A 13,264-nucleotide genomic window follows, 5' to 3' on the forward strand; every position below is an offset into this window, starting at 1 on the left:
TTCAATATGTTAAGACTACGTTAGCAAATTCAAAAGCTGACGGTCATGCGTATATTCGATTGGTCTTATAAGAAAAAGTAAGAAATGTTGCAACCAGTATCCGTTAAATTCACTAGCTACAACTATAGAAATCATTTATAAATACAAGAAAAAATGCGATAAAAAAGAAAGTAACTTTTCCAAAATATGTATAAATTATACTATTTAAATTGGTAATCCCAATAATTCACCAGAGCCGGTAACAACCTCCCCAATGACATTGGCTGTAATATTTTGTAAAGCAAAATGTGCCATTGCTTGCTCTACTTCATTGGGGGTAACAAGCAGTACAAACCCGATCCCCATGTTGAAAGTGTTATACATGGCTTGTGAATTCACAGATCCCTTTTCAGCTAGCCATTGAAATATAGGTGGGACAGACCAACCACTGGGATCGATTTTAATCGCTTGACCCTTACCCAAGCAACGAGGCAAATTTTCAGGCAATCCTCCGCCTGTAATATGTGCCATCCCGTGGATTTCTAACCCTGCTTTACGCGCAGCTAGTACAGATTTGACATAAATGTAGGTGGGTGAGAGGAAAATTTCTCCTAGAGTTTGTCCTCCTAATATTTCTGGGCGATCGCTCCAAGAAAATCCTTTGTCGCTGACAATTTTCCTAACCAAGCTAAAGCCATTGCTATGTACACCAGCACTTGCAAGAGCGATCGCCACATCGCCCACTTGTACTTGAGAACCATCAATCATCTGGCTTTTCTCTACAATTCCCACACAGAAACCAGCCAGATCGTACTCACCCACTTGATAAAATCCGGGCATTTCTGCAGTTTCTCCTCCAAGTAAGGAGCATCCCGCCTGCTTGCATCCAGAGGCTATACCTGCAACCACCTCAGTTAATTGTTCTTTTTCCAAATGACCCGTTGCCAGGTAATCTAAAAAAAACAGAGGTTCTGCACCAGATGTCAACACATCATTGACGCACATTGCCACCAAATCAATGCCTATGGTGTTGTGACGATTGAGAGATTGAGCGATTTTGAGCTTTGTTCCCACACCATCAGTCCCTGAAACCAGAACTGGTTCCTTATAACCGTATGGTAGTTGAAAACAGCCACTAAAACCGCCCAATCCACCAATCACTTCTGGTCGAAAAGTACTCTGAACTAAATTCCGAATTTGATTGACAAATTCTCGACCAGCCTCAACATCAACCCCTGCCTCTTTGTAGTCCATTCCTCACAACACTGTTAAAGTTAATAATTGTTAGTTGTTAGTTGTTAGTTGTTAGTTGTTAGTTGTTAGTTGTTAGTTGTTAGTTGTTATTAGCTACTAACTACCAACTACTAACAACTAACCTTTAAAAGACCTCATCTTCAATACCAAGCCACCATTCCCCCAAATTCATCAAATCCTGGCGGATATCTTCTAATTCTTGAACATAATCAACTTCTGTCATTGAGTCTTTACGCTCTTGAAGTTTCTTCAATCGTAACTGCACTAACAGCCAAGGCTTGGTTATGCTGTTAGTCTGCTCTAAGTATTTTGCCAATTGTGTGCTATTCATACACCTACTTTAAACCAAACTTAGCAAAGATTTTCACAACTCTATACCATTTTGGATTTTGGAAGCGTGGATTTTGGATGCGTGAATTGAGAAAGTAGCCATATTGTACTTTCGTACACCAGCAGACATGAAAATTTCTCTGCCTCCACTCCCTACTCCCACTCTCCCACTCCCTATTCCCTACTCCCTATTTTTATACCTACGTAACGGAAAAACAACCATGCCAAGTGGCATGGCTGCTGTTGAGAAATTAATTCATGGGAGACAGGTAGCTGATTTAGTACTTAGCTGCGTGAGCATACTGTTCGGCAACAAAATCCCAGTTAATTAGGTTGTCTAGGAAAGTTTGCAAATAATCTGGACGGCGGTTTTGGTAGTCCAGATAATAAGCGTGTTCCCAAACATCAGCTGTTAACAAAGGAGTTTGACCATCAGTCATAGGGTTAGCTGCATTAGGTGTTTTGATAACCTTCAGTTCACCTTTATCCAGTACCAACCAAGCATATCCACTGCCAAACTGAGTTGCACCAGCTTGTTTGAACTGGTTTTTGAATTCATCTAAGCTACCAAAAGAAGCATTGATCTTTTCAGCTAACTCCCCAGTAGGACTGCCACTGTTTTTCTTCAAGCCATTCCAGTAGAAGGTATGGTTCCATACTTGAGCGGCATTGTTGAAAATACCAGCTTTAGATGAATCCTTAGCAGAAGCCAGTATCACTTCCTCTAGGGTCTTGTTTTCAAGGTCTGTACCTTTGACAAGATTGTTAAGATTAGTGACGTAACCTGCATGGTGCTTGTCATGATGGAACTCTAGAGTCTGAGCCGAGATAAATGGCTCTAGAGATTTGTAGTCGTATGGTAACGGGGGAAGTTCAAATGCCATTGTGTCCGATCCTCTCTTTACCGTATTTCAGTTTAAAGCCACTGGGGTAGCTATGGAAATTACACGTTTGTGTTGAGCAGTTTCAGGAGCTTAAAACTGCGATACCAAACTTAACAATTCGATTCTACCTAAAAATGCCACTTGTATCAGGGAAGCGATCGCGACACTGGTGATTTCATGAGCAGGATTGCGCTCTAACGGGGAATCTGAAGCCGATTCATTATAAAAAAGACTTGCTGTCAGGAAAGATTGACAATTCCGCGTTTGAGGGCTACAAGCACTGCTTGGGTTCGGTCATTAACACTCAATTTGCTCAAAATATTATTAATGTGGAACTTGACAGTACTTTCAGAAATACGCAGAGCAGCACTAATATCTTGGTTGCTCTTACCAACTGCCATTAGACGAAGGACTTGCGTCTCACGATCGCTCAGTTCCGGGTTACTCATCCGTTCCGCCAGTTTAGCTCCCACTGTAGGCTGAAGGTACTTTTGGTTGCTAGCAACGGTGCGAATAGCCCTTAAAAGTTCATCAGGTTCAGCGTCTTTGAGCAAATAGCCCCTTGCGCCTGCTCGCAATCCGCGATAAATATCTTCATCACCATCAAAGGTTGTCAGTACAATAATTCTGGCATCATTAAACTTATTACAAATTGCATCAATCGCATCAACACCCCCCATCTTAGGCATCCGTAAATCCATCAGGGTGACATCAGGTTGGTATTCGCAGAACATTTCTATAGCAGAATGCCCATCACCCGCCTGTGCTACGACTACCATATCTGGCTCTCGCTCAATCATCGCCGCCAAGCCCTGACGTACCACAGGATGGTCATCAGCAATCAAGACCCGAATAAGATTTGACTGAACTAAGCTCTTTGTCATTTACTTTGTTGTCATTTGTCACTGGTCACTGGTCACTGGTCACTGGTCACTGGTCACTGGTCACTGGTCACTAACTATTACCACAACTTCTGTACCCTCTCCCGGATGACTTCGTATCGTCAGTTCTGCTCCAATATTTATGGCTCGTTCTCTCATTCCTAAAAGACCATAACCATTAGTGACAGATGGGCTGTCAGCATCAAATCCCCGCCCATTATCTTGAATTCTTAACAGACACCGTGTTTTTTCGTATATCATTTCAACTCGAATTTCACTGGCTTCACCATACTTAACAGCATTTGTCAAGGCTTCCTGTCCAATTCGCAGGAGATTATTTTCTATATCTGAGCGTAGGGGGTAAACTTCACCTGTCACTTCCCAAATAATACAAGTGTTAGAATAAGATTGCATTTGCATCGTTAGGTGATTGAGAGCGCTACATAGGTCTCCATTCTCCAACAGATGCGGACGCAGTGCCTCTACTGAACGACGTGCTTCTGTCAAACCTCCACGTGCAAGGTCGTGTACTGTCTTAATATGTTCTCTTGCTTCCTCTGAAACACTCTCCATCACTCGTGAAGCTGCGCCCAAATGAACGATAATACCTGTAAAAGCTTGTGCTAGGGTATCGTGAATCTCTCGTGCCATGCGGTTCCGTTCTTCAAGAACAGATGCTTCTTCGGCTTGTTTGCGCTCGGTAATGTCTTGCCCTATACCGATAATCGTATCATTATTCAATCGAATATTTGCCCAAGAAGTCTCGATATAATGTCCCACGCGAATTTTAATTTTAAAATCCTGCCACCTTCCAGTGGCTGCTATCATATGCTCTAAAGCTAATGCACGAATCTTAGGATCGGGAAAGAATTCTTCTAGTATGTCAATTTTTTGAATTTCTTCTTGAGATTTACCTAAGAGACGTTGGAACTCTCGATTCACTAAATGAAACCGACCTTCATTATCGTAAAGAGTCAACATCACAGGAATGTAGTCAAAAATAGTTTGTAAAAGTTCTTTTTGATGCCGCAGATCTTCTTCCACACGCTTGCGTTCTTCAAGTTCTGCTGTTAGTCTTAAATTTTGCTCTAAAAGTTCTTTGGAAAGCCTTCTAAGACGCAATTGATTTTCAACTCGAGCTAAAACTTCTCGCTCTTCAAAAGGTTTGATAATATAGTCTACTCCACCTAAAGAAAAAGCTTTTACCTTGTCAAGTATTTCATGCAAAGCACTGATAAAAATAATGGGAATATCTTGAGTTCTAGGAGAAGCTTTTAACCGATTACATACTTCATACCCATCCATTCCCGGCATCATAATATCTAACAAAATGAGATCGGGTAAATTCGATTGAATAAACCTTAAAGCCAATTTACTACTTGGGGCTGGGTGTACTTTATATCCTGCTTTTGATAAAATACTGCTTAAAAGATTTAGGTTGTCGGGGGTATCGTCAACAATCAAAATAGTTCCTTTATCTAAGAAATTTTTAACCACGTTCATTGTTATTTTTTAAAGTCATTAAAAAAATGGGTTTTTCTGATTTATCTATGTGTCAACTGATAGCTGGATAAAATCTAACAACTTCTCGTACTGAAAATTACACGCCAAATTATCTATGACTTGGGATAAAGAAGGATTAAATTCATAGAAGAGATTAATAATTTTTTGGATCGACTCTACATCCAAAGCAACGAGTGCTTGATGCAAATTACCAACTAAATTTTTAGGAAGGCTATCAATAGCGGCTTTTGTTAAAATATTAGCTTCATTGGAAATTGTTCGATTCGTTTTATATGATGGGACATCTTCATCATAGACATAACATACGCCAAGGTGTTTGTGTATAGCTTCAAAAATATCTTTTACTTGAAAAGGTTTTCGGATAAAATCATCACAACCTGTAGCGAGAAACAACGATCGCTTGTCTTCCAAAATATCAGTGCTTAAGGCAATAATTTTAGTTGCGGACAGAGAATTTTGCTGCTGTTCCCTAAAGCGAATCCTTCGGATAATTTCACTCGCATTTAAAGCAGGCATTCGCAAATTCACAAACATAAGGTGTGGTTTCTCATCGTTCGACATTGCGATCGCTTCTCGTGCATTGCTAGCTTCTTGTAATTCAAAATTGAAGGGAGAGAGCAATTTCATCAACAATTGGCGGTTGTCTCGATTATTATCCACTATCAAAATGCGATACTGTGGTTGATTGGGAGCAAGTCCTATGACGCGATGAGTTGCTTGTTGGTTATTGAGGGGCGCAGTTTTAACAACGCAGGTAGGAAGATAAAATTGAAAGGTACTACCGCCGCCGACACAAGAACTTACACTCATGTCGCCACCCATTAACTGTACTAAGGAGCGTGCGATAGTTAATCCCAAGCCCGTTCCTTCTGGAAATTGTTGTCCTACAAGCGTTTGGACAAAAGGTTCAAAAATACTGTTTAACTCATTTTCAGCAATACCGCAACCAGTGTCTGAAATTTCAAAATGTAAAGAGTAGGGGGCGAGTTTCTGTTCCTCTCCTCTAACATAAAAGGTGACTCTACCTGTAGAAGTAAATTTCAGGGCATTAGAGAGTAAATTGATTAAAACCTGACGCAACTTGACTTCATCACCACGCACGTATCTTGGAACTTCTTGTTCGCGATGAAATAACAACTGTAACCCTTTACTGTCAGCCGTGAGTTGAAACATATTTTTCAAATCATCAAGCAATTGATGTAAATCGAATTTATTTTCATTAAGAATTGTTCGTCCTGCTTCAATTTTCGATAAATCTAAGACTTGGTTAATCAAGGTAAGCAGGTGTTCGCCGTTCCGAATGATAACCTGCAAGTTTTCTTGATGTTCGAGAGATAAGTCATTGCAACGGCTCATTAATTGTGAAAAACCTAAAATGGCATTGAGTGGCGATCGCAATTCGTGGCTCATATTTGCCAAAAATGCACTTTTAGCGCGGTTTGCTGCTTGTGCTGCTTCTTCAGCACGTCTGCGTTCTACAATTTCTTGTTGTAGTTCTACAGAGCATTGTGCTACTTGCATACTAAAATTATTTTCTAAATACATAATTTTTACCAATTTATTTTGTGAATTTATAATGCTGATTTTATCAATTGACAAAAGATGCATTATACGCATCAAAATTAATCCATTGCGATCGCAAGAAGTTCAGTCAAAAGACATAGCCCCTACTCTTAAGTTGTTGCAAGCAACATGAGCTTATGCACTTTTGGCTAGGTCAAAGCTAGCTATTTTGGTAGTTGGAAACCTGAACTTAAGGCTAGGTACTGCCTTGAAAACGGGGAATAGGGAGTAGGGAGTGGGGAGTGAGGAAGAGGGATTTTCATGTAAGGCTAGTGAAAATTTTTTCATCGGGACAGCCTTCTTAAGGTAGCCATTCCAAAACTACACCTACACGGCTGTCTTTCTGCTCTTTAGAATTTTGAAACTGAAAATCTGTAGATAGCCTTATGTCGCGAGTCACAGCGTAACTGACAGACAAAGTTGTTAAACCAACTTCTTCACTCGTGCGCGGGGCGACCCAACTTTGGGTCAAAGAAATATCTGCTGCACCGCCACGAGATAACACTAACAGCAACTTGACTCCTAAATTCACACCATTTGTTAAGTAGCTATCTGTTTCTAAGTGTCGGTAACCTGCAACGGCTGCAATATTTATATAGCTTCCTAAAGGACGCAGATAGTAACGTAAATCTCCTCCGTAAGTCTCGCGCTGACCGTTAAATGTTGCTTGGTACTCACCACTCACGGTTAAGCGACTGCGACTGATCGAGACATCTTCAACACCAAGATTTATCCCAAATGCTTCCTCTGTGGAAGGAAAGTAAGATAAGCCCAGCCTGATTCTAGTGGGAAAGCTGGGGTCATTTTTGATTTCTTCCAACACATTGGGGACTTGACGCTGCCAGCGTTGTAAAACTGGGCTATTCTTAATAATTTCTGGGTTTATATCTAAATCTTGGGCAGCTTTTGAAGGAGTTTCGCACCAACTTGGAGTAGTTGTTAGGAGAAAGTTGAGGCTCAACCCAAAACAAATCCCTTTGACCCCCCATTTTTTGGGGGGCGAGATACTATGCCTTTGGCATCTGTAGTTTATCAACCTGTAGTACCTAACGCTGTTGCTGATAGTAATTTACAACCTTTTTCACGTAATCACCTGTAAATCCACTATTGCACCCCGTATAGTTACCAGTCATCCACCAACAAGCCACACCGCGCACGGCAGCAGTTTCATTGCCAGTCGCAGAATATTGCTTGTTCAGTTCGCGAGTTGTAATACATGACACAACTTGACGTGCTAGCTTGACATCGTTCTCAAACTGTGTAGGTGTGACTTCTTTTTTCAAGCAATTTTTTGACCAACCTTTGAGGGTTTCTGGTTTGACTTGCCAATCACTGTAATATCCGTCATTTTGACTACCAGTTTTAGGTGCAGCCAGTCTTAGGGCTTCTACCATTGCCGCAACTTGGGCATTGGAGACTTGTTGCTTTGCTTGAGCAAAAGACGATTCTGGGATTACCAGTGAAGATAATCCCATGCTGAGAGTTATTCCAGCCAGTAGCGATCGCATTAAGTCTTTCATCCTCCATCCTTTATGCTTCATACTTTATGCTTACACAATCAGCATGAAGAGGTGATTGAAGAAAGGTTATGAATACAGTGTACGATGTTATCTTTATAGGTGGTAGGATATAGTTTCTTCTGAGCGGAATTGAGCACAAAACAGTTTTTTTTAGCCAAGACTTCTAAGCTCTCTTGGAGTTATGAACTTGCAGACTCTGACACCAAATGCAATCCGATTGAATTGCACTTGCCATTGTGCCAGTATGGATTTCTAGCTGAGCGTTGGCTGGTGTTTCAAATAAAAGTCTTTGTCCTGGAAACACGACTCGCTCAAAGTACCAGTTTGGAATGTTGTCAATTCGAGCAACCTGAACCTGGTTGCTAAAATTGACATAGCAGCAAAGAATTTGGTTGGAGCGAGAGGAGGATGGAGGAGCAAGTAGTTGAGCAGTCATTGCCCGGATTTTCCTTATTTCAATTTTTTTGAGTAATTCTACTTATTAAGTTTAGAAGAGATAAGATTTTCAAAAAGTGATAATTGTTACAGTTTTTAACTTTGTTTTCATACCCAAACTTATCTCGAATCAAATAAGTATTTCTTAACAGTGGAGCCAGGATGCTGTATCAGTAGGCTATTGACTGAGTAAGGACTTTTGTTTCATATTTGTTATAAAAGATAACAAAATTTTAATAAACATAACTAATGCGTGCATTTATCACTTCTCCTGACTTAAAAACCGTTCAGCCGTTGCCAGATGAGATGGATGGTGAGGAATTGCTCGGGCAAGCCTGTATATTTAACTTTCCTTTTACTCTGGAACAGCTACGCCTTCTGAAAACGATCGCGGCGGCGGGAAGTTTTTCACGAGCTGCTGATAACCTCTATATTTCACAGCCCGCTGTCAGCATTCAGGTTCACAACCTTGAATGCCATTTGCATATTCCCCTGTTTGTTCGAGAAGGGCGACGCAGGCAATTAACTGAAGCTGGCCGTCTCCTACTGAGCTACGGAGAACGCATTTTAAACCTTTGCCAAGAAACTTGTCGCGCTCTCGAAGATCTACAAAATCTTCAAGGAGGTACTCTCATCTTCGGTGCCAGCCAAACCACTGGAACCTACTTGATGCCTCACCTGATTGGCAGATTCCGTCAAAAATATCCTAAGGTTGCACTCCAACTTCACGTTCACTCAACTCACCAGATTTGCTGGAGTGTTGTGAATGCTCAACTAGACTTGGCCTTAGTTGAGGGTGAAGTCCCTTCCCAATTGCTGGAACATCTAGAAGTTATTCCTTACACAGAAGATGAACTAGCTCTGATTTTACCTGTCTCTCATCCTTTAGCCCAAATTGAGACGATTGAAAAACAAGAGCTTTACAAACTTCTGTTTATTGCACTGGACTCCCATTCTACGACGCGTAAAACAATCGAGCGGTTGCTAATTCGAGGTGACATCGATCCTCAACGTCTGAAAGTTGAAATGGAATTCAGTTCCATTGAAGCCATTAAAAATGCAGTTCAAGCGGGTCTAGGTGCTGCTTTTGTCTCAACTTTAGCCATTCAAAAGGAATTACAACTAGGCATACTCAAGAGGGTGCAGATTCAAAACATGGCGCTCAAACGAGTGATATCAGTCATTTTTAGTGCAAATCGCGATCGCTCAAAGGCTGCACAGACCTTTAGTCGGGAGATTCTCCTTCAATAAGCTAAGATTTTCCGTTGCTTCTAAAAGTTTTCCCGGAGAGCATCAGCAGTTTGGGTGAATCGATCGCACCAGCCGCCGCTTCCAAAAATAGATGTGAGGTGACACCAGGCCACACAACGTTAAAGCTGGAAATTAGGTTTCCAATCTTGGAATCTTTTGGCTGGAGTGCAGGCTTCACAGCAATTATGGTTTTTTTATTGAAACGGAAAGACGCGCCATGGCGCGTCTCTACAATGGTGATTTGTTGGTTGTTAGTTGTTAGATTTATAGTTTGAGCCACTATCTACTAACCACTATTGCTTATTTTGTTGGTATTGTTGACGGCGCGCACGCATTTCTTGCTTGTATTGATCGAGCTGTGCTTTCTGTTCTGTTGTCAAAATTGCTTCCATTTTAGCTTTCTGCGATCGCATAACTTCGCGGATTTGAGTTCTCTGCTCGTTGGAAAGATTTAAAGAAGCCATAGCACCCCTCCAACCACGCTTACCGTTTTGATTTTTCATGGTAGTCATGAGTTGTGCTCGTTGTTCTTCGGTCAGAATCTTGTCTATTTCTTCACGAGTAACACGACGAATGTCCTTAAGTTGGGTTTTTTGTGCATCTGTTAGCCCCAATTTTTTCCACGGACCTCTCATCTCTCTAGGTTGTTCTTGAGCAACAAGGAAGGGTGAGGATGAGGTCGTTTCTGCGTTGACTGCCAAAGAAGTGGCAGTTAAAGTCAGAGCAATGGCTCCTGCTATGAGTGATAAGTTTTTGAGTTTCATTTCTTTAGTTGTCTCCTGGGTTTCTCCTACCTGCTGTTACCAGCATAAAATCTTACTTATAAAGGTTACATGAGGAGAAAGTCATGAGTCTATCCATGACTTTAGTCATATTCCCCTGGATTCTAGTTTAAGTCAAAAATTTTTCTTGACTTTGACTTTTCTAAAAAAGTAACTTTATAGTAGCTATATAAATTTAAATCCCTGGGGTCACAAACCCTCTTTTACTTTTTTGTCAATCCGTAAATTCTCAGAATTTTTCTTATTAGAGATAAAATTTTCAGTATTTTCCCCGATAATTTCAAATTGATAGCACATTTTTCAAACCAGATTTAAAATATAAAAATATTACATTGAAACTCAAAACGAATTCAACGCTTATAATTTATCAAATTGAATTTTATGACAACTATCCTTAAAAATTTCATAATTCCACATCATACAGAATATTTAATTATTTCTCAAAATTTCATTATTTTAGAAACTTCTCCAGATGCTCAAAGATTTGCGGAATCTCCTAGTCAGACAGTCCCCGGAAAAGATATTCGAGATAGTTTTCCTGAGTTAATAGGATATGAGAACTATCTTATTGATATTTTTGAAAAGAGTCAAGAAAGGTTTGAGTTAAGAGGAATTGTTCGCAATCAAGATATCTTGTCGCCTCTGTATATTGATTTATTTATTAACTTTATTGGAAAAAGTTATGTCATTATCTTAGAGGATGCAACCGAAAGGATGGTTTTTGAACAAAAGATTCTCCAAAAAGTTCATGAAGATGCTTTCTTAGTAAACTATCTTTTAAATGCTTTATCTGCAGCTTTCAGTTATATTGACAAGTTAATTACATCTATAAACGATGTTCTTTTGGTGACAAATACTTTAGGCAAGATTGTTACGGTGAATCAAGCTGCTCTCCAAATTTTGGAATATAGTAAAGAAGATTTAATTTTACAACACATTTCAATAATTATTAGCGAAACGAATTTTTTATGTAAACCTTGTCAGATAAATTCCGCTCTTCTATTAGACTCATTTAAAGATTGTGAGATCGTTTGTTATAGCAAGACAGGTAAAAAGTTAATCATCTCCTTTTCCAAGCTTCCAACTCAGATAGAAGGCTTAGAACATTTTGTTTATATTGGCCGAGATACCACCGAACGCAAACGTTTGGAAAAAGCACTTTATGAAGAAAAAGAACTAGCTCAAGTAACGCTACAATCTATTGGAGATGCCGTTATTACAACTGATGCCATCTGTCAAATAAAGTACATGAACCCCATTGCAGAGCAAATGACAGGTTGGCTGCTTGCAGATGCCCAAGGAAAAGCTCTGACAGAAATGTTAAAGATTATTAACGAAACAACTAGAGAAACTGTAGAAAATCCAGTCGAAAAAGCGTTGAGTTCGGGTTCCATTGTGAGTCTTACCAAAAATACTATCCTGATTGCGCGTGATGGTACTGAAGTTCCTATTGACGACTCAGCAGCACCAATTCGCGATCGCGATGGTCAAATTATTGGTGCAGTGATGGTGTTTCAAGACGTTTCCCAAACACGCAATATGGCGCACCAACTTTCTGGAAAAGCCACTCACGATCCTTTAACCGGGCTGTTTAACCGACGGGAGTTTGAGCGTCGTTTGGAACTTGCCCTAAACACTGGCAAAACACAAAATCAGCAACACGCTCTGTGTTATTTGGATTTAGATAGATTTAAAATCGTCAACGACACCTGCGGACACCTTGCAGGTGATGAACTGTTGCGCCAAGTGACGGCACTATTGCAGAATCTAGTTCGCGCCTCAGATACCCTAGCGCGTTTGGGGGGAGATGAATTTGTTATCCTGCTAGAGTGCTGTCCTCTAGAACCAGCATTGCGAATTGCCAATATAATATTGCAGCGCATTCAAGAATTCCGTTTTCTATGGCAAGATAAAATATTTAACATTGGTGTCAGCATCGGATTAGTGTTGATCGATGCTGACAGTCAAAATATGGGTACTGTAATGAGTACGGCTGATGCAGCTTGCTACCTAGCAAAACACAACGGACGCAATCGCGTGCATATCTATCAAGCCGACGATAGCGAAATGGAAAAAGCACAAGGCGAAATGCAATGGGGAGTGCGAATTGCTCAAGCTCTTGAAGAGAACCGTTTTTGCCTTTACTACCAAAAGATTGTCCCCACCACCCCGCATCAGTCTAGAGAAGAACATTGTGAGGTTTTACTACGCCTGATTGACGAACAGGGCAATGTAGTATCTCCAATGGCTTTTATTCCAGCAGCTGAACGTTACAATCTTATGCCACTTATCGATCGCTGGGTCATCCGCAATCTTTTTACTTACCTTGGACAGTACAAAAGAGAACAATTAAACGATTATGCTAAATCGGAAATCAATCGTAGCAGTTTGTATGCCATTAACATCTCCGGTGCAAGCATTAACGATGACCAATTTATGGGCTTTGTGCGCGAACAGTTGGCGTTACACCAGATTCCACCACAAATTCTGTGTTTTGAAATTACTGAAACTGTCGCCATTGCGAACTTAACGAAAGCAGCCAGTTTCATCCGATCCTTAAGAGAACTTGGTTGTCGTTTTGCCTTAGACGATTTTGGCAGTGGAATGTCTTCATTTTCCTATCTCAAAAATCTGCCAATAGATTATCTTAAAATAGATGGAAGTTTTGTCAGGCATATTGTTGAAGAACCAATTGACATGGCAATGGTAGAAGCCATCAATCAAATTGGACACGTTATGGGCATTCAAACCATCGCTGAATTCGTTGAAAATGACGACATTCTTAAAAAACTCACAGTCATTGGAGTAGATTATGCACAGGGTTATGGAATAGCACAACCACGTCCTTTTTAATGAAAATT

At 40.4% G+C, this 13,264-nt stretch carries 12 protein-coding genes and 1 pseudogene; 2 read left to right on the top strand and 11 right to left on the bottom strand.

What is annotated here, in order from left to right; all coding sequences use genetic code 11:
• Nucleotides 1–204: 204 nt before the first annotated feature.
• The 9 genes and pseudogenes from purM to WA1_RS10580 all read right to left on the bottom strand — a co-directional run.
• Entirely contained in the window at nt 205–1,233 is a 1,029-nt protein-coding gene (gene purM, locus WA1_RS10540; protein WP_017743972.1) for a phosphoribosylformylglycinamidine cyclo-ligase, read from the bottom strand.
• Nucleotides 1,234–1,357: 124 nt separating this feature from the next.
• Complete coding sequence (locus tag WA1_RS10545) at nt 1,358–1,564, bottom strand: hypothetical protein (protein WP_017743973.1); 207 nt, start codon at nt 1,562–1,564, stop codon at nt 1,358–1,360.
• A gap of 277 nt (nt 1,565–1,841) precedes the next feature.
• Entirely contained in the window at nt 1,842–2,447 is a 606-nt protein-coding gene (locus tag WA1_RS10550; RefSeq protein ID WP_017743974.1) for a superoxide dismutase, read from the bottom strand.
• Between the two features lie 239 nt (nt 2,448–2,686).
• Nucleotides 2,687–3,331, bottom strand: a complete 645-nt coding sequence (locus tag WA1_RS10555) for a response regulator transcription factor (RefSeq protein WP_017743975.1) — start codon at nt 3,329–3,331, stop codon at nt 2,687–2,689.
• Nucleotides 3,332–3,391: 60 nt separating this feature from the next.
• Nucleotides 3,392–4,831, bottom strand: coding sequence for a response regulator (locus tag WA1_RS10560; RefSeq protein WP_017743976.1), 1,440 nt, complete (start codon nt 4,829–4,831; stop codon nt 3,392–3,394).
• Nucleotides 4,832–4,876: 45 nt separating this feature from the next.
• Complete coding sequence (locus WA1_RS10565) at nt 4,877–6,397, bottom strand: ATP-binding response regulator (RefSeq protein WP_051077053.1); 1,521 nt, start codon at nt 6,395–6,397, stop codon at nt 4,877–4,879.
• A 319-nt stretch (nt 6,398–6,716) separates the two neighbouring features.
• Complete coding sequence (locus tag WA1_RS10570; protein ID WP_017743978.1) at nt 6,717–7,376, bottom strand: BamA/TamA family outer membrane protein; 660 nt, start codon at nt 7,374–7,376, stop codon at nt 6,717–6,719.
• 85 nt (nt 7,377–7,461) lie between these two features.
• Nucleotides 7,462–7,923 (bottom strand): hypothetical protein, encoded by a 462-nt coding sequence (locus tag WA1_RS10575; protein ID WP_026134715.1) that lies wholly within the window; start codon nt 7,921–7,923, stop codon nt 7,462–7,464.
• Nucleotides 7,924–8,116: 193 nt separating this feature from the next.
• Nucleotides 8,117–8,371 (bottom strand): annotated as a pseudogene (locus WA1_RS10580) (DUF1830 domain-containing protein); the annotation flags it as partial.
• A 338-nt stretch (nt 8,372–8,709) separates the two neighbouring features.
• Here WA1_RS10580 and WA1_RS10585 point away from each other — a divergent pair.
• Nucleotides 8,710–9,621 carry a LysR family transcriptional regulator gene (locus WA1_RS10585; protein WP_033335364.1) on the top strand — a complete coding sequence of 304 codons (912 nt, stop codon included), beginning with the start codon at nt 8,710–8,712 and terminating at the stop codon, nt 9,619–9,621.
• 1 nt (nt 9,622) lies between these two features.
• Here the strand turns inward: WA1_RS10585 and WA1_RS10590 are convergent, their stop codons facing one another.
• Both WA1_RS10590 and WA1_RS10595 read right to left on the bottom strand, forming a co-directional pair.
• The gene (locus tag WA1_RS10590) at nt 9,623–9,901 is read right to left on the bottom strand and encodes a hypothetical protein (RefSeq protein ID WP_017743982.1); all 279 of its coding nucleotides are present in this window, start codon (nt 9,899–9,901) and stop codon (nt 9,623–9,625) included.
• A 13-nt stretch (nt 9,902–9,914) separates the two neighbouring features.
• Entirely contained in the window at nt 9,915–10,385 is a 471-nt protein-coding gene (locus tag WA1_RS10595; RefSeq protein ID WP_017743983.1) for a Spy/CpxP family protein refolding chaperone, read from the bottom strand.
• A gap of 399 nt (nt 10,386–10,784) precedes the next feature.
• Here WA1_RS10595 and WA1_RS10600 point away from each other — a divergent pair, with 399 nt between their 5' ends.
• Nucleotides 10,785–13,256, top strand: coding sequence for an EAL domain-containing protein (locus tag WA1_RS10600; protein ID WP_066612817.1), 2,472 nt, complete (start codon nt 10,785–10,787; stop codon nt 13,254–13,256).
• Nucleotides 13,257–13,264 lie beyond the last annotated feature (8 nt).

Source organism: Scytonema hofmannii PCC 7110 (assembly GCF_000346485.2).
In the GTDB taxonomy this organism is placed as follows: domain Bacteria; phylum Cyanobacteriota; class Cyanobacteriia; order Cyanobacteriales; family Nostocaceae; genus Scytonema; species Scytonema hofmannii.

What these genes read in the sequence shown, in the direction of transcription:
- WA1_RS10575 (WP_026134715.1), bottom strand. Translation starts at nt 7,923, where the DNA reads ATGCGATCGCTACTGGCTGGAATAACTCTCAGCATGGGATTATCTTCA.
- WA1_RS10555 (WP_017743975.1), bottom strand. Translation starts at nt 3,331, where the DNA reads ATGACAAAGAGCTTAGTTCAGTCAAATCTTATTCGGGTCTTGATTGCT.
- WA1_RS10560 (WP_017743976.1), bottom strand. Translation starts at nt 4,831, where the DNA reads ATGAACGTGGTTAAAAATTTCTTAGATAAAGGAACTATTTTGATTGTT.
- WA1_RS10600 (WP_066612817.1), top strand. Translation starts at nt 10,785, where the DNA reads ATGACAACTATCCTTAAAAATTTCATAATTCCACATCATACAGAATAT.
- WA1_RS10595 (WP_017743983.1), bottom strand. Translation starts at nt 10,385, where the DNA reads ATGAAACTCAAAAACTTATCACTCATAGCAGGAGCCATTGCTCTGACT.
- purM (WP_017743972.1), bottom strand. Translation starts at nt 1,233, where the DNA reads ATGGACTACAAAGAGGCAGGGGTTGATGTTGAGGCTGGTCGAGAATTT.
- WA1_RS10565 (WP_051077053.1), bottom strand. Translation starts at nt 6,397, where the DNA reads ATGTATTTAGAAAATAATTTTAGTATGCAAGTAGCACAATGCTCTGTA.
- WA1_RS10550 (WP_017743974.1), bottom strand. Translation starts at nt 2,447, where the DNA reads ATGGCATTTGAACTTCCCCCGTTACCATACGACTACAAATCTCTAGAG.
- WA1_RS10545 (WP_017743973.1), bottom strand. Translation starts at nt 1,564, where the DNA reads ATGAATAGCACACAATTGGCAAAATACTTAGAGCAGACTAACAGCATA.